18 protein-coding genes are annotated in these 16,058 nt (G+C 64.6%); 7 read left to right on the top strand and 11 right to left on the bottom strand.

The window, feature by feature from the left end; translation table 11 throughout:
* Nucleotides 1-53 precede the first annotated feature (53 nt).
* The 5 genes from JV18_RS0113345 (at nucleotide 54) to JV18_RS0113325 (ending at nucleotide 5,184) form a co-directional block, all read left to right on the top strand.
* Nucleotides 54-1,187 carry an alpha/beta hydrolase gene (locus JV18_RS0113345; RefSeq protein WP_235303474.1) on the top strand — a complete coding sequence of 378 codons (1,134 nt, stop codon included), beginning with the start codon at nucleotides 54-56 and terminating at the stop codon, nucleotides 1,185-1,187.
* The gene (locus JV18_RS0113340) at nucleotides 1,188-2,168 is read left to right on the top strand and encodes a phosphotransferase family protein (protein ID WP_081944858.1); all 981 of its coding nucleotides are present in this window, start codon (nucleotides 1,188-1,190) and stop codon (nucleotides 2,166-2,168) included. It begins immediately after the preceding gene.
* A complete protein-coding gene (gene eno, locus JV18_RS0113335) occupies nucleotides 2,165-3,463 on the top strand; it encodes a phosphopyruvate hydratase (RefSeq protein WP_033075467.1) in 1,299 nt (432 codons plus the stop codon). The genes JV18_RS0113340 and eno overlap by 4 nt, the downstream gene beginning before the upstream one ends.
* Nucleotides 3,460-4,380 (top strand): 2-hydroxyacid dehydrogenase, encoded by a 921-nt coding sequence (locus JV18_RS0113330; protein WP_033075466.1) that lies wholly within the window; start codon nucleotides 3,460-3,462, stop codon nucleotides 4,378-4,380. The genes eno and JV18_RS0113330 overlap by 4 nt, the downstream gene beginning before the upstream one ends.
* A 111-nt stretch (nucleotides 4,381-4,491) precedes the next feature.
* On the top strand, nucleotides 4,492-5,184 hold the full coding sequence (locus tag JV18_RS0113325; protein ID WP_033075465.1) for an alpha/beta fold hydrolase: 693 nt from the start codon (nucleotides 4,492-4,494) through the stop codon (nucleotides 5,182-5,184).
* Between the two features lie 11 nt (nucleotides 5,185-5,195).
* On the opposite strand, the gene JV18_RS0113320 is transcribed toward JV18_RS0113325, so the two are convergent.
* The 11 genes from JV18_RS0113320 to JV18_RS0113270 form a co-directional block, all read right to left on the bottom strand.
* Nucleotides 5,196-5,816 carry a hypothetical protein gene (locus tag JV18_RS0113320; RefSeq protein ID WP_033075634.1) on the bottom strand — a complete coding sequence of 207 codons (621 nt, stop codon included), beginning with the start codon at nucleotides 5,814-5,816 and terminating at the stop codon, nucleotides 5,196-5,198.
* A 77-nt stretch (nucleotides 5,817-5,893) separates the two neighbouring features.
* Nucleotides 5,894-6,448 (bottom strand): demethoxyubiquinone hydroxylase family protein, encoded by a 555-nt coding sequence (locus tag JV18_RS0113315; RefSeq protein WP_052072260.1) that lies wholly within the window; start codon nucleotides 6,446-6,448, stop codon nucleotides 5,894-5,896.
* Entirely contained in the window at nucleotides 6,445-6,930 is a 486-nt protein-coding gene (locus tag JV18_RS0113310; protein ID WP_033075464.1) for a disulfide bond formation protein B, read from the bottom strand. Before JV18_RS0113310 ends, JV18_RS0113315 begins: the two co-directional genes overlap by 4 nt.
* Nucleotides 6,931-6,941: 11 nt before the next feature.
* Nucleotides 6,942-8,327: a S41 family peptidase gene (locus tag JV18_RS0113305; protein ID WP_052072258.1), complete on the bottom strand. Its 1,386-nt coding sequence runs from the start codon at nucleotides 8,325-8,327 to the stop codon at nucleotides 6,942-6,944.
* A 159-nt stretch (nucleotides 8,328-8,486) separates the two neighbouring features.
* A complete protein-coding gene (locus tag JV18_RS0113300; RefSeq protein ID WP_235303472.1) occupies nucleotides 8,487-9,692 on the bottom strand; it encodes a murein hydrolase activator EnvC family protein in 1,206 nt (401 codons plus the stop codon).
* 26 nt (nucleotides 9,693-9,718) lie between these two features.
* Entirely contained in the window at nucleotides 9,719-10,147 is a 429-nt protein-coding gene (locus JV18_RS0113295) for a 23S rRNA (pseudouridine(1915)-N(3))-methyltransferase RlmH (RefSeq protein ID WP_033075462.1), read from the bottom strand.
* A 91-nt stretch (nucleotides 10,148-10,238) separates the two neighbouring features.
* A complete protein-coding gene (gene rsfS, locus JV18_RS0113290; protein WP_052072256.1) occupies nucleotides 10,239-10,637 on the bottom strand; it encodes a ribosome silencing factor in 399 nt (132 codons plus the stop codon).
* A complete protein-coding gene (locus tag JV18_RS0113285) occupies nucleotides 10,634-11,287 on the bottom strand; it encodes a nicotinate-nucleotide adenylyltransferase (protein ID WP_033075461.1) in 654 nt (217 codons plus the stop codon). The genes rsfS and JV18_RS0113285 overlap by 4 nt, the downstream gene beginning before the upstream one ends.
* The gene (locus tag JV18_RS0113280; RefSeq protein WP_033075460.1) at nucleotides 11,284-11,571 is read right to left on the bottom strand and encodes a type II toxin-antitoxin system RelE/ParE family toxin; all 288 of its coding nucleotides are present in this window, start codon (nucleotides 11,569-11,571) and stop codon (nucleotides 11,284-11,286) included. Before JV18_RS0113280 ends, JV18_RS0113285 begins: the two co-directional genes overlap by 4 nt.
* On the bottom strand, nucleotides 11,559-11,822 hold the full coding sequence (locus tag JV18_RS15085) for a CopG family ribbon-helix-helix protein (protein WP_160174199.1): 264 nt from the start codon (nucleotides 11,820-11,822) through the stop codon (nucleotides 11,559-11,561). Before JV18_RS15085 ends, JV18_RS0113280 begins: the two co-directional genes overlap by 13 nt.
* 31 nt (nucleotides 11,823-11,853) lie before the next feature.
* Nucleotides 11,854-13,134, bottom strand: a complete 1,281-nt coding sequence (locus tag JV18_RS0113270) for a glutamate-5-semialdehyde dehydrogenase (RefSeq protein WP_033075458.1) — start codon at nucleotides 13,132-13,134, stop codon at nucleotides 11,854-11,856.
* A 77-nt stretch (nucleotides 13,135-13,211) separates the two neighbouring features.
* Here JV18_RS0113270 and JV18_RS0113265 point away from each other — a divergent pair, with 77 nt between their 5' ends.
* Both JV18_RS0113265 and JV18_RS0113260 read left to right on the top strand, forming a co-directional pair.
* Nucleotides 13,212-14,333, top strand: coding sequence for a DUF3667 domain-containing protein (locus tag JV18_RS0113265; protein ID WP_033075457.1), 1,122 nt, complete (start codon nucleotides 13,212-13,214; stop codon nucleotides 14,331-14,333).
* A 57-nt stretch (nucleotides 14,334-14,390) separates the two neighbouring features.
* Entirely contained in the window at nucleotides 14,391-16,022 is a 1,632-nt protein-coding gene (locus JV18_RS0113260) for an alkaline phosphatase D family protein (protein ID WP_033075456.1), read from the top strand.
* Nucleotides 16,023-16,058: the final 36 nt, after the last annotated feature.

Below are 16,058 nucleotides of genomic sequence, written 5' to 3'. Positions count from 1 at the left end.
ATCAAGTCCGGGGTGACGAGTGTGGCGCTACAATTTTACAATCAGGAGAGAGGATGATGATGGACCCGAACGGGATTGACGGGCTGGACGCGCAATTTATCGGCCGCGCGTCGCCCACCGCGCCGCGTATTCAGGCAGGCGGCCATCCCTGTCAGGGCATTTACTGGACGGCGGCGGGCAAGCGGCCCAAGGTCGCGATCATCGCCACCCATTATAATGTCGATTTCTCCGAACATTATATCGCCCCTTATTTTGCGCGGCAGGGTTTCGGCTTCCTTGGCTGGAACACCCGCTATCGCGGGATGGAGGATCAATTTCTTCTGGAACATGCGATCGTCGATATCGGCGTCGGCATGAAATGGCTGCAAGAGGAAGCGGGGGTGGAGGCCATCGTCATCCTCGGCAATTCGGGCGGCGGTTCGCTGATGGGCGCCTATCAGGCCGAAGCGATTGCGCCGACGCTGACCGACCGGCTGCCTGCCGCCGGGCAGGATGCGCTTGCGACCCTTGTGAAGGGCGATCTTTATATCAGCTTCAACGCCCATCAGGGGCGGCCCGAGGTACTCACCGACTGGATGGATGCGTCGGTCATCGACGAAAATGACCCGGTCGCGACCGACCCCGAACTCGACCCTTTCAACCCCGACAATGGCCCGCCCTATTCGGACGACTTCATCGCAAAATATCGCGCCGCCCAGCGCGCACGCAACCAGCGCATCACCGATTGGGCGAAAGCCGAGCTTGAGCGGCTGAATGACGCGGGTATCCCCGACCGCATCTTCCCGATGTTCCGCTGCTGGGGCGACCTGCGCTGCGTTGATCCTGCCATTGACCCCTCGGACCGCAAGCCCAACTGGTGCTATCGCGGCGATCCCGCCATCGCCAATCGCTCGCCCAGCATCGGCCGCGCCAACAGCATTAAGACCTGGCTCAACATGTGGAGCCTCGAAACCTCGCCCTGTCAGGGCAAGCCGCATCTCGCCAAGCATGACACGCCCGCACTGGTCGTTCAGGGCACCGCCGACACCGGCGTTTTCCCCAGCGACGCGCGCAAGATTTTCGACTTTCTGGGCAGCGAGGACAAGCGCCTCGAACTCATCACCGGCGCCCATTATTTCGAGGATTCGATTGAGGAACGCCAGAATGCCGCCGATCTGGTCGGAGCATGGATCCGGGAGAAGCTGTAAGTGGCTGATGGGGGCACGGCTATTGTCGACGATCTGGGCCGCGCCGGTCTGGCGGTGGCGGACGGGGCGGCGCCTGTTCCGCTCACCGGCGGCGTTTCCTGCGATGTGTGGAAGGTGGAGGGCGTGGACGGCCCGCTGGTCGTCAAACGCCCGCTCGAACAACTCCGCGTCGCCGCCGAATGGCATGCCCCCGTCGAACGCGGCGCGAGCGAGGTGCGCTGGCTGAGGCGCGCGCGCGGCGTTGACCCGCGCATCGCACCCGAAGTGCTCGCCGAACTGCCCGGCTATGGCTTTGCGATGCGTTTCCTCGCTGACGCACCGGTGTGGAAAGAGGAACTGATCGCCGGACGCATCGATACGGATTTCGCCGCCGCGGTGGGCGCGCGCATCGCCGCCGTTCATGCCGCCACGGCGAACAACCCTGCCGACCACGATGCCTTTTCGACGCAGGCCATGTTTCGCGCGCTGCGGATCGACCCTTTTCTTCTCTATGTCGCGGATCGCGATGCCGAATGCGCGCCTGCACTGCGCGCGCTTGCCGAGGATCTGGCGCAGCGCCAGACGGCGCTTGTCCATGGCGACGTCAGCCCCAAGAATATTCTGGTGACTGCCGACGGCCCGCTGTTCCTTGACGCCGAATGCGCCGTCTATGGCGACCCCGCCTTTGACCTCGCTTTTTGCACCACCCATTTGCTGCTCAAAGCCGTGTGGTTCGACGACGTCCGGCTGAACGAAGCGGCGGCGGGGATGGTCGCGGCCTATTGCGCCGTCATCGACTGGGAAGCGCCCGAGGCGCTGCTGGGGCGGGCGGGCGCACTCACTGCCGCGCTGCTTTTGGCGCGGGTCGAGGGCAAGTCGCCCGCGCCTTATCTAACCGACCCCGATCATCGGCGCATTGTGCGCGATCAGGCCCGCGCGTGCCTGTTGGCGCCCGCGCCGCTCGATGCGCTCGTCGCCCAGTGGAAAAGGACAAATATATGAGTTCGCGTATCGCCGCCGTCACCGGGCGCCAGCTTTGGGATTCGCGTGGGCGCCCGACGGTCGAAGCCGAAGTGACGCTGGAATCGGGCGCGGTTGGGCGCGCGATCGCCCCGGCGGGCGCGTCGCGGGGCGCGCATGAGGCGATCGACCTGCGCGACGGTGGCAGCGCCTATGGCGGCTTTGGCGTCAATCGCGCGGTCGCGGGGATTGGCGCCGAAATCGCGGGCGCGCTCATCGGGGCCGATGCCCGTGATCAGGCGGCGGTGGACCGCATCCTGTGCGACCTCGATGGCACGGCTAACAAGGCGCGGCTGGGTGCCAATGCCGTGGTTGCCGTGTCGATGGCGGTGCTTCATGCCGCTGCGGCCGATGCAGGCGCGCCGCTGTGGCGCTATCTTGCCGATGGGCGGAAGGTTCGCATTCCGCTCCCCGAAATCCAGATTTTCGGCGGCGGCGCTCATGCCGGGCGGCGCACCGATGTCCAGGATTTCATGGTCATGTGCCCCAATGCAGGCAGCTTTCGCCGCGCGCTCGAAATCACCGATGATGTCTATCGGGCGGCCGGCCGGTTGATGGAAGAAAAGGGACCGCTCTCGGGCGTCGCCGACGAGGGCGGCTGGTGGCCCAATTTTTCGTCCAACGAGGATGCGCTGGACACGCTGACCAAGGCCATCGAGGCGAGTGGCCACCGCGCGGGCGAGGATGTGTTCATTTCGCTCGACATTGCCGCCAATGAATTTGGCGATGCGTCGGGCTATGCGCTGGCGCTCGACGACCGGCGCCTCTCGGGCGCGGAAATGGCGGCGCGTATCATCGATTGGGCAGGCCGCTATCCGATCCTGTCGATTGAGGATCCGGCCGGGCAGGATGACTGGACCACCATGGCCGCTATCACCGCTCGCATCGGCGACCGCGTGCAAATCATCGGCGACGATGTGCTCGTGACCAATGCCGGGCGGGTGGCGCGCGCGGCCGAAGCGGCGGTGTGCAATGCCGCGCTGATCAAGGTCAATCAGGTCGGCACCGTGACTGAGGCCAGGGCAGCGCTCGACGCGGCGCTCGATCGCGGCTGGGGGGCGATCGTCTCGGCGCGGTCGGGCGAAAGCGAGGATGTCACTATCGCGCATCTCGCAACCGGCTGGAACGCCGGGCAGCTCAAGGTCGGCAGCTTCACGCGCTCCGAACGCATGGCCAAATGGAATGAAATGCTGCGGATAGAAGAAGCGATAGGAAGCCACGCCGAATGGGCGGGCTTCACCGCCTTTGCCGATCCCATCGGGCGGGTGGCGGCATGATCGTCCTCCACGCGCGCCCCAGCCCCGGTTTTCGCGAAGCCGTCGATGCCATCTTTGGTCCCGGCGTGGTCGTCCATGTCGATGAAGCTGCGGCGCTTGATGGTGTGGCGGGGGATATTACCGTTCTGCTTCACGTGCTGACGCCGGTGACGGCGGAGTTTATCGCCGCTGCCCCGAAATTGAAACTGATCCAGAAGCTGGGGGTGGGGGTGAACACCATTGCGCTCGACGCCGCCCGTGATCATGGGGTCGCGGTGTGCAATATGCCCGGTACCAACAGCCAGGCGGTTGCCGAAATGGCGCTCTCGCTGATGATGGCGGTGCTGCGCCGGACCTGTTTTTTTGACGCGCGCACGCGCGCGGGCGAGGGGTGGAGCGCTGATCCGTCCGAACTGGATTCGGTCGGTGAAATCGCGGGGCGCACTGTCGGACTCGTCGGCTTTGGCCATTCGGCGCAGCGGCTCGCGCCAGTGCTCGAAGCGCTGGGTGCGCGGGTCGTCTATACGGCGCGCAGCGAAAAGCCGGTCGCCTATGATTATATACCGCTCGACCGGCTGATCGCCCAAAGCGATATTGTATCGCTCCACATGCCGCTGACCGAGGAAACGCGCGGCTCTATCGACCCCTTTGCGATGAAAAAGGGCGCGCTGCTCGTCAATTGCGCGCGCGGCGAACTGGTCGATGAGGCGCGACTGGTCGACGCGCTGGCGTCGGGCCATTTGCTCGGGGCGGGGCTGGATGTTTTTGCACAGGAGCCGCTGCCGCAGGATCATCCGCTGCTCGGCCTCTCCAATGCCGTGCTCGCCCCGCATATCGCCTGGCTGACCCCGGAAACGCTCGTGCGCAGCCTGACGGTGGCAGAGGAGAATTGCCGCCGGCTGGCTGCGGGCGAGGCGCTGCTGCACCAAGTCGTATGAAACATCCCGTCGCTGCGGGCCGAACGAAGCAATCCACGACGGTTTACCCGGTCTCTGGATTGCCGCGTCGCCCTCGGCGCCTCGCCATGACGATATTTCAGGATTGAACCCATGACCCTTCCCATCGTCCTCATCACCGGCCAGCTTTTAACCGAAGCGGTGTGGCAGCCGCTGCGCGCGGCCTGGCCTGACCGGGAGATGATCGTCGCCGATAATCGGAGCGACGACAGCATCGAGGATTTTGCCCGGCGCCTGCTGGACAAAGCGCCGCCGCGTTTCATCCTGATCGCCCACGCCATGGGCGGGTTCATCGCTTTTGAAGTGATGCGGCGCGCGCCGGAACGGGTGGCGAAGCTCGTGCTGATCTCGACGCTCGCCTCCGCCGACGGCCCCGCGCAGACGGCCCGCAGGCAGGGCTATATCGACCTCGTCGAAAGCGGAAAATTCGATCAGGTGGTGGAGGAACGCATCCCCATATTGTTCCCCGAAGAAAAGCGCGACGATCCGCATCTTGTCGGTATCGCGCGGCAAATGGCGGCCGATACCGGCGCCGAAACCTTCCTCGCGCAGCAACGCGCGATCATGGCGCGCATCGACAGCCGCCCGCGTCTGGGCGAGATCAAGGTGCCGACGCTGCTGATCTGGGGGGAAAAGGACGGCATCACCAGCCGCGCCCATCATGAGGAAATTGCGGGCGCCATCCCCGGGGCCCGGCTGGAAACCATTCCCGACACCGGTCATCTGCCGACGCTGGAAGCCAGCGAGCGGGTCGCCGATCTAGTTGCGAAGTTTATCGACGGATAGAGGGGCGCCGCCTAGGGCTGCGGCGGTATGGGCAGCGGCTCGGCGTCCACGTCGGCCTCTTCGCGGATCGGGGAGGGGGCTTCGCCATTGGCCTGCCGCTCCAATTCGGCGGCGGCGCGGCGGCGCTCTTCCATCGCCTTTTCCTCGGCGACTACGGCGGCTTCGACCTCTTCGGCGGCAGCGTCGATCCCGGCAAGGCGCTTGGCGCGTTCTTCGGCGATCATCGCCTGCCAGTCGGTCTTGTCGGCGGCCTTGCGCTCGGCGCGCGCGCCGGCGATCAGATCCTGGGTGCAGCCGGTAAAGCCGCCGAGGCCCACGGGCGAACAGCTATCGGTGCCGAAACGGCCCACGCGCTCCAGCGCGACGACGCGATTGGCCCAGGCTTCGTTGCGCGGATCGAGCGGATTGCCGCGCAGCATCGGCGGCACACGATAACGGTCGGATTCGGGCAGGCGGCTGCACACGACGATTTCATCGGCGCTCGACGGTTCGCACTTGTCATCACCATAGACGATGACCTGATTGATCTTGTCGCTTTCGCCAGCCGCCGGACCCTGGTTTTGCTGAGCATTGGCGGGCAGGGCGGCGGCGCTGCCGAGCAGTAGCAGGGACAGGAAGGGCAGGCGGGTCATCTTCAATTCCTTCGTCATTTCATCCTGCGTGACAGGGCGAAGCTGCATCGACGCTGAACGCCGAAGTGGTGCCAGTATCAAATACGCTTGGACAAAGCGATGGCTGCGCGGCAACCGGCCCGGATGGCCAGGCTCAACAGCGGATAGCCCGGCGCATTTTCGGCTCCGGCGGCCATGGCGGCTTCCTTATGCTCCAGCTCTTCGGCGCGAAAATCGGCGACCGCTTCGCTGAGTTCGGGATCGCTGTCGCCCAGCGCTTCGAGTTGTTCCTGATAATGGCGGTCGATCTCGGTCTCGACCGCAGCGGTGCAGGCCATGGCAGCGCGCGGGCCCATTGCGGCCGTCACTGCGCCCAGCGCAAAGCCCGCGACATTCCAAAAAGGTTGGAGCGCGGTGGGGCGCACCCCGCGCCGCACGATCATATCGTCGAAAAATTTGCGGTGCCGCTCTTCCTGTTCCGCCATATGGGCGATTTCGCGCGCCATCGGGTGGCGGTCGCCCATGACGGCGAGCTGCCCCGCATAGATGCGCGTCGCCCCATATTCGCCCGCCTGATCGACCCGGATCATCGAGGCGGCGGCGCGGTCGGCCTTGGCCGGAGGGGCGGAAGGGGCGGGGGAAGGACGGGTCATAGCCCCGATGTGCGCCCGCGCCGCCGCAAAATCAAGACAAGCGCCGCCGCGCCGAGCGAGAAGATGGCGTTGAACCCGGCCAGCGAAATACCGCCCAGCGTCCATTGCGCGGCGTCACAGCGCACCAGCGGCGCGCCCATGATGCTGTCGAGCGATACGGGGCCGCTCGCCCCGCTGCTGCATGTGGTGATGCCTTCCCAGAAACCATATTCGACCCCGGCGTGATAGACGCCGATCAGCGCGCTGATCGCAATCGCCAGCGCCGCGAGCAGGGTCAGCATATCCATTGCCCGCGCGTTGCGGCGCATCAGCAGCGCGAGCGCGGCGAGGATCATCGCCGCCTGATGCGGCCAGCGCTGCCAATAGCACATTTCGCACGGGTGAAGGCCAAAGCCATATTGTGACACCAGCGCCCCGCCATAGAGGAGCATCGGCGCGAGCAGCGCGAGGACGGGCGCTGCAAAGCGCGAGGACAGGGCCATGATGCTATCCCTCAGTTGCGCCGGGCGGCCTTGGCCGCGGCTCGCTTTTCGGCCATCTGTACCGTCGGCTTGATCCGGCCAATGGCTTCGAGCGCATAATAAAGCTGATAATCGTCGATGCCCTTGGCCTTCAGCTCTTCGGCGGTGGCCGAAAAGCGCGGATCGGGCTTTTCATCCTTTTCAATCAGCGCATTGTCGACGCGCTTTTCATTGACCAGATGGCGGCGCAAATCGCTTTCGCGGAATTTGGGGCGCGAGGCATAATCGGGGTCGCTGAGCTGCGGCACGCGAATATCGGGCTCGATCCCGCCTTCCTGCACGCTGCGGCCCGACGGCGTATAATAGCGCGCCGTCGTCAGACGCAGCGCGGTCGTATCGGTGAGCGGCAGGACGGTCTGCACCGATCCCTTGCCAAAGCTGCGCTCGCCCATCACCACCGCGCGATGCTGGTCCTGCAAGGCGCCCGCGACAATTTCGGAGGCCGAGGCGGAACCCGAATCGATCAGCACGATGACCGGCGCGCCATGGGCGGCATCGCCGGGTTCAGCGAAATAGCGTTCGATATCGCCCTTTTTCCGGCCGCGCTGCGACACGATTTCGCCGCGCTCAAGGAACAGGTCGCTGATGCCAACCGCCTCATCCAGCAGCCCGCCGGGGTTGGAGCGCAGGTCGAGCACCCAGCCGCGCGGGCGCGTGCCCAGCGCCTTTTCCGCTGCCAGCATCGCCGCTTTCATGTCGCGGGTGGCATCGGCGGAAAAGCTCGACACGGTGATGACACCGACATCGCCGCTCAATTCCCATTTGACGGGCTTCAAATCGATGATTTCGCGGGTGAGCGTCAGCTCGATGGGCTTGTCCTGCCCTTCGCGGACGATGGTGATATCGATCTGTGTGCCGGGGCGCCCGCGCATTTGCTCAACGGCCTCATCAAGGGTCAGGCCGAAAATCAGTTCCTTGTTGAGATGGGTGATATAATCGCCCGCCTTGATGCCCGCACGGTCGGCGGGGGTGTCCGCGGTCGGTGCGATCACCTTGACGACGCCATCCTCCATGGTGACCGACAGGCCCAGCCCGCCATATTCGCCATCGGTTTGCGTCCGCAGGTTCGAAAAGGCGCGCGAATCGAGATAGCCCGAATGCGGATCAAGGCTGGCGAGCATCCCGTTGATCGCGCCTTCGATCAGCTTGTCGTCGGCGACGGGCTCGACATAATTGGACTTCACTTCCAGAAACACGTCCATGAAACGCGAGATTTCCTCGGTTGTCGAGGCATCGACCGTCGCCATGGCCCCCGTCGCCAGCGGTACAAGCGCCAGCGTGCTGAGCGCGGCGGCGCCTTGCCACAAGGCAAAGCGGCGTTTGGAGGAAAGGCGGTTGGTCGGCGTTGCTTTGGTCATGCGAGTCTTTCGGTCACGCGGATCTTCAATCTGCCTTATAATCGGCGAAAGCTTAACCTCCAATCTCTTTACGCGCGGGTCAAGCAGTGTCGCGGAAGACAGAAGGATGCCAGGGGATGCAGAAAAAGCGGCGTTCGCCCAGCCGTCGGGAGCGGAACCCTAACCCAGCATCGCGCCAATATCGACCGGCGTTCCGGCTCGCCGCAGTTCAACGGTGACCCGGCTTTGCTGCGATCCGGCGCGTCCCAGCGGCGTTCCGGCCTCGACCTGATCGCCCACGCTGGTGGACAGGCCGATGAGGCCGGTGATCAGGCTGGTCCAGCCGCCGCCATGGTCGATGATGACGATCTTTCCATAGCCGCGATAATCGCCCGCAAAGCTGATCCGTCCCGGCGCGGGCGCGACAATTTGGCCGCCGGGCTGCGCCTCGATGGTGATGCCGCGCGAACGCACGCCGCTGTCATTGACCTCGCCCAGCCCCGTCACGATGCGCCCGACGGCGGGCAGGCGATAGGCGTTGGCAGCAATTCCCTGTTCGGTCACGGGCGGAGGGGCGGCGGCGGCCACCGCCTTGGTGGGGTCGGCCGGGCGGGGGATGGGGCCGGGCAGCCGTGCCAGTTCGGCGCGCACCGCGCTGTCGGTTTCCAGCTGGTCCATCAACTCGACAATATCGCGCGCCTTTTCGCCGAGGCCGAGCGCGCGGTCCGCTTCCAGTCGCGCGCTGCTCATCAGTTCGCGCGAGCGCAGCCGCCCTTCATTTTCCAGTCTGACGAGTTCGGTCCGGCGCTCGGCCAGCTGTGCCTTGCTGGCGCTGAGCGCCTGCAGGGCTATGGCCTGTTGGCGATGGACGTTACGCAGTTTTTCAAGGCTATGCCGGACATCGGCGCTGCGCCGTTCCACTTCGGGCATGATCGCGTCGAGCACGGCGCGCGCATGGACCATGTCGGTCAGCGATCCGGGCTGGGCGAGCACGCTGACCGGGGGCTGACGACTTAATTGCTGCAAGACCGCCGTTAACTCGATCAGCGGCTGCTGTCGCTTGGCCAGCCGCTGTTTCTGATCCTCCAGCCGCCGGGTGACGAGCGTGACGCGCGCCTCGGCAGCATTGATATCGGCTTCGGCCGACTGAATGCGCGCGGCGAGGGCGGCGCTGCGCTTTTTCAGGCGTTCGGCCTCGCTGGCGGCGGATCTGGCTTCGGCTTCCAGCCGTGCGCTGCGCGCCATGGCCTGCGCCGACTGGCGCTTCGCGGCGACGAGCTGCGCGCGCTCCTCTTGGGCCAGCGCGTTGGGGTCGAAGGTGTCGCTCTGTGCGACGGCGGCGCCCTGAAAATGAAGCCAGCCGGCAGCCGTCAGTGCTGCAGTCATCAGGGCGAGTGCGACTGCCTTCCCCCTCATTGCCGTCCCTCGCGGTGATAGGGATGGCCCGCGATAATGCTGGTCGCGCGCCACAATTGCTCGGCGAGCATCGCCCGCGCCATCAAGTGGGGCCATGTCGCGCGGCCAAAGGCGATGACCTTGTCTGCACCTTTGCGTTCCTCGGGGGTAAAGCCGTCGGCGGCGCCGAGGCAAAAGCGCGCCTCACGCACGCCTGAATCGCGCCATTTTTCCAGCAGCCGGGCAAATTCGAGCGAGGACATCTGCTCGCCGCCCTCGTCCAGCAAGATCGTGCGGCTGTTATCGATCGCCGCAGGCATTCGCCCGCCCGTATCGGGAAGTTCGGAAATTTTCTGCGCCCAACTGACGCGCTTCATATAGCGCGTGACCAGTTCGGCTTCGGGGCTGCGTCCGATCCGCCCGCGCGCGATGATGTGCAGCAACATGGATCGTTCCATCGCTTCCGGTCAAAAGAGGAGGAAGGGCCTTCGCCTTCCGCCCTCAGGGATTGACCTTAGTCCGACCGGGCGAGAAACGTCAATTTGCCGCCGTAACCGGGGGCGCGTCGCCGAAGGACCACATGCGCTCCAGATTGTAGAAGCTGCGAACCTCGGGCCGGAACAGGTGGATGATCACATCGCCCGCGTCGATCAGCACCCAATCGGCATTGGACAGACCTTCGATGCGGACGGGGTTGCCTGCCTCCTGCTTGATCCGCTGTGCCAGCTTTTCGGCGATCGCCGATACATGGCGCGTCGAACGACCGCTTGCGATCACCATATGGTCGGCGATGCTGCTTTTGCCGGCAAGGGGGATGGAAATGACTTCCTGGGCCTGATCTTCGTCCAGCTGGTGAAGGATCAGCGCGTGGAGCGCGTCCACGCTGTCGTTTGCGGGTGCGGCGCCGGGCGCGGCATCCTGGGTGGCGGAGATCAAATGCGTCCTTTCCTAAACGATGGTGCCAGCCGCGAATGCGTCAGCGGGTCGCGCAGTGCGCGGCCTGCATAGCGTTCGAACCAGCGGGGGTTGGCCTGCCGTATGGCGGTTGCGGATCGCACATCGGGCGAAAAACGCAAAAACACGAGGGCAGGCGGTCTCCAGTCTGTCCATTGACCTTTCTGGTCCGCGGGCCGGACAAAGCGCCGCAGCCAGCCCATGGCCTCTGCGGCATGGGTGCGGCCATTATAGCCCGGACGGGCGATAACCGCAATCGGCATCAATCGCGCGATTTCCCGCCAATCGCGCCAGCGGGGCAGTTGAACCAGATTGTCGGCGCCCATGATCCAGATAAAGCGCCGATTCGGATAACGGCGCACCAGCCGCCGCAGCGTATCGACGGTATAGCGCGTCCCCAGCTCGGCCTCGATCGCGGTTGCGCGTATAGGGGAGCGGCGCGCCATGCGGTGCGCCGACGCCAGCCGCGCGGGCAGCGGCGCCATTCCCGCCCTGGGCTTCAGCGGGTTGCCGGGGGATACCAGCCACCAGAGCTCGTCGAGCTCCAGCGCCTTGATCGCATCAAGGCTGATCGCGCGATGTCCGCCATGCGCGGGATTAAAGCTGCCGCCAAGAAGGCCGGTGGGGATCACAGCAGCGACTGCCAGTCGCTGCGATTGTGTACGAGGCGAATGACCATAAGCCTGCCATCTGCCATTTCATATAAAAGGACAAAGGGGTGGTTCTTGATCAGCAGTTTGCGGGTGCCACCGTGGATCGGTGACCCCGCAGCAGGAAATTCGCTCAGATTGGCGAGTTGATCGCGGATCGCCTTGATGGATTTGGTGGCCTCCTGTGGCTCCCGATATCGGGTGAGCCAGTCGTTGAGCGCAACCAGATCGGCCACGGCCTTTTCGGACCAGATTACTGAGGGCATCGGGCCTCATGGCCAGCAATCATATCGTCCATCATTTTCAGCACATCCGCATGATCGACGACCCGGCCCGCAGCGATATCGTCGCGGCCCTCCTGGATGAACGCGGCAAAACGGGCTTCCTGTTCCGCGGCGTGCCGAACGGCCTGCGCAACAAACCACGCGCGGCTGCGCCCCTGCTCGGCAACAATCTTGTCAACCAGTTCAAGCGTCTCCGCGTCGATGCGCGCAGAAATAACGGAATGCTTCGTCATTCCCTGCATGTATCATTTGTATACAAATGATTCAAGTGCGCGTCTGGCCACTTCCGCGCACCAGCCATTTATAGGTGGTGAGCCCTTCCAGCGCGACCGGTCCGCGCGCGTGCAGCCGTCCGGTGGCGATGCCGATTTCGGCGCCCAAGCCGAATTCGCCGCCGTCGGCAAATTGGGTGGAGGCATTGTGCATGACGATGGCGCTGTCGACTTCGCTCAGGAACCGGGCGGCGACCGTGACATCTTCGGTGACGATGGCGTCCGTATGGCGGCTGGAGTGGCGGTCGATATGGGCCAGCGCCCCGTCCACCCCGTTGACCATGGCGATGGACACAATGGCGTCGAGATATTCGCTGTCCCAGTCGCTCGCATCGGCGGGGGAGACATGCGGGCTCAGCGCCGCAATCGCCGCATCGCCGCGCACTTCGCATCCTGCGGTGATCAGTGCGTCGATGATGGCCGCGGGTTCCGGATAGGCGCGGTCGATCAGAATCGTCTCGGTAGCCCCGCAAATGCCGGTGCGCCGCATCTTGGCATTGACCGCCAGCTCGACCGCCGTGTCCGGTTCCGCCGCCCCGTCGATATAGGTGTGGCAAATGCCGTCGAGATGAGCGAGCACGGGCACCCGCGCTTCATCCTGCACCCGTGCGACCAGCCCCTTGCCGCCACGCGGGATGATAATATCGACCAGCCCCTGCGCGCGCAGCAGCGCGCCGACTGCGGCGCGGTCCTGCGTGGGGACAAGCTGGACGGCATCGGCGGGCAGTCCGCTTTCGGCCATCCCCGCGGCAAGCGCGGCGTGAATGGCGCGGTTCGAATGCACCGCCTCGCTGCCCCCGCGCAGGATGACGGCATTGCCCGACATGATGCCCAGCGCGGCAGCGTCAGCGGTCACATTGGGGCGGCTTTCATAGATGATGCCGATCACCCCCAGCGGCACGCGCACCCGGCTGAGCGCCAGCCCGTTGGGACGTCCGCTGCGGTCGATTTCGGCGCCGACCGGGTCGGGCAGGGCGGCGACCGCCTCAACCGCATCGGCAATAGCGCCCAGTCGCGCTTCGTCGAGCCGCAGCCGGTCGAGCATTGCGGGGGTCAGTCCGCCGCTTTCGCCTGCCGTCATGTCGCGCCCATTGGCCGCCAATATATCCGCGCTCCGCGTCCGAAGCTGGCGTGCAGCGGCGCGCAGCGCGGCGGCCTTTTCCTCGGTCGATGTGACGGCCAGCCGCTTGGCGGATGCGCGTGCCCGCGCGCCCATCTCAGCGATCAGGGCGTCGGCATCAAGGGGCATGGGGTTCGGGTGGTCGGCGTTCATGGCTGCGCCCTATCATGCTTTGCCCGCGCGGTGAAAGTCCCGTTGCGCGGTCCTTCCGACAGGATTAGGCAAGGCACATGAACGGGGATATCGAAGCAGTGGGGGCGGCGGTGACCGCGGGCCTTGCGGGCCGGGCGGTCGAGGCCGGACATGGGGAGGGCCGCGCGCGGCCGGGCGGACGCTGCCTCAATTGCGGGACATTGCTTACCGGTCCGCATTGCCATTATTGCGGGCAAAAGGCCGATCTTCATCGCAGCTTCAGCGCCATCGGCCATGATCTCGTTCACGCCATTTTCCATTTCGAAGGAAAAATCTGGAACACGCTCCCGCTGCTTGCATGGCGACCGGGGGATTTGACGCGCCGTTATATTCATGGCGAGCGCGCGCGGTTTATTTCGCCGCTGGCTCTGTTTCTGTTCGCGGTCTTCCTCACCTATATCGTCCTCGCGATGGTTGGCCCGGGGGGCGGCATCGGCGAACAGATCGCGCGCGCGGCGGCGGAACAGACACGCAGCAATGCCCTGACGTCCAGTTTTGAGGAAGCGATTGACCGCATCGACAAACGGCTCGCCGCGACCGGCGTGCCACCGGCGGAGCGCGATGCGCTGGTCGAACGACGCGCCACCCTTCATAAAAGCGCGGACTATCTGGGCATGGTCCCCTCGATGAGCGACGAGGAACGCGACAAGGGGCCGCCGGTGCTCGACGATCCCACCGCCCAGATTTTAACCGGCGCGGAATTCCTGTCCCGGACCAAGGTGGATACCGGAATCCCCTTTATCGACAAAAGCCTCAAAAAGGGCGTCGCGAACCCCGGACTGGTCATTTATAAACTTCAGGCGAATGCGTATAAATTCGCGTGGGCGCTGATCCCGCTCTCGCTGCCCTTCATGTGGATGCTTTATCCGTTCAGCCGCCGCTTCCACACTTATGATCATTTTGTCTTTGTGACCTATTCGATCAGTTTCGTGCTGCTGCTGTTCGTCGCCGTCCGCCTCGTCAATCTGACGATTTTTGGGCAGGCGGCGACTGCGCTGGCGATTATGTACATCCCCTTTCACATGTATCGGCAACTTCGCGGCGCCTATCGTTCGTCGCGTTTCGGCGCCTTTGTGCGGATGAATTTGCTGCTTTATTTCAGTCTCTTCGCTGCAATCACCTTTTTGCTGATCCTGCTGGGCATGGGGGTGGCGGCGTAGCGCAAAAGCGTAACAAAGTGGGGGCATGTGCCTCGCGAAACAGCAAAGGGAATCGCGATGCATCAGCTTTGGAACCAGATCGACCGCCGCCTCTTGATTCAATTGGGGACCGGGGGCCTAGCGGCTTTGTCGCTTCCCGGCGCCGCGCGCGCGATGATGGCGGGCGGCTTTACCCATGGCGTGGCGAGCGGCGAACCAGGGACAGACAGCGTCCTTTTGTGGACGCGCTATGCCGCGTCATCCGATGCCCTGCTTGATGTCGAGCTTTCCGACACACCCGATTTTGCGAAGATCCTCGCCGGGGGACAGGTGACCGCGGCGCGCGCGCGCGACCATATTGCCAAGATCGTCGTGGACGGCCTTTCGCCGGGGCGCTGGTATTTTTACCGTTTCATCGCGCCGGATGGGACGAAATCGGTCACGGGGCGCACCCGCACCCTGCCAGCGGGCCGGGTGGATCATTTCACCCTCGCGCTTTTCTCCTGCTCGAACCTGCCTTTTGGCTGGTTCAACGCCTATGGCCATGCCGCCGCGCGGCAGGATATCGACCTTGCGGTCCATGTCGGCGATTATCTTTATGAATATCCCGTAGGCAATTATCCCTCCGCGGCGCAGGCGCTTCCCGGCCGGCTGATCCAGCCGAGCCACGAGATTGTCGCGCTCGCCGATTACCGCTTGCGCTATGCCGCCTATCGCAGCGATCCCGATCTGCAGCGGCTGCACCAGCTTTTCCCGGTCATTTCGCAATGGGATGACCATGAATTCACCAATGATGCGTGGACCGACGGCGCGCAAAATCACAATGAGGGGGAGGGCGAATGGGCCGACCGCCGCGCGGTGGCCGAACGCGCCTATCGCGAATGGATGCCCGTGTCGGATCAGCGCTGGCGTCAGTATCAACTGGGTGACCTGGCCACCATCTTCCTTCCCGAAACGCGCATTTCGGGGCGCGCCAAGCCCTTTGAACTCGGCGACATATTAAAGGACAAGGGCGATGTCGCCGCGACGCTGCGCGCCTTTGCCGACAGCGAATATCGCGACCCCGCCCGCCAGCTTTTGGGGCAGCAACAGGAAAAATGGCTGCTCGATGCGCTCGCCGCCTCGGTCCAATCGGGGACCCGCTGGCAGATTTGCGCGCAGCAGGTATTGATGGGGTCGCTGTTCAGCCCGCCCGAATCGCGCAACTGGTTCGGCGCTGATCAGCCCGACTATGTCCGCCGCCGTATCGAAGTGTCACAGCTTGCGGCGAAAGCCGGGCTGCCGCTCAACATGGATAGCTGGGACGGCTATCCTGCGGCGCGCGAGCGGCTGCTCGGCGCGGCGCAGAGCGCAGGCGCCAATTTCGTCTCGCTCGCGGGCGACAGCCACAATGCCTGGGCGTTCAACCTGCAGCATGATGGCCGCCCGGCGGGCGTCGAGGTCGGCGGACACAGCGTTACCTCGCCCGGCTTTGATGCCTATACGCCCGACATTTCGGACAGCGTCCGCACCAGCGCGCTCCGCGCTTCCTCGCCGCAGTTGCAATGGGCGAACACACAGGATCGCGGATATGTCACGGTCAAGCTGACGCGCGACCGGATGACAGCAAGCTGGCACAATGTCGCCACCATCCGCACGCATGACCCCGCGCTCTCGGGCTCGCACAGCATGAGCGTTGCCCATGGTGCCCGCGCCTATGAGGTGACTTGACTCATTCATAACTAAATAGTTATGCGTCAATTCATA

The sequence above is a fragment of the Sphingopyxis sp. MWB1 genome, assembly GCF_000763945.1.
GTDB lineage: Bacteria > Pseudomonadota > Alphaproteobacteria > Sphingomonadales > Sphingomonadaceae > Sphingopyxis.
Note: the sequence above shows the minus strand (reverse complement) of the source record. Positions and strands in the feature narration are given on the sequence as shown.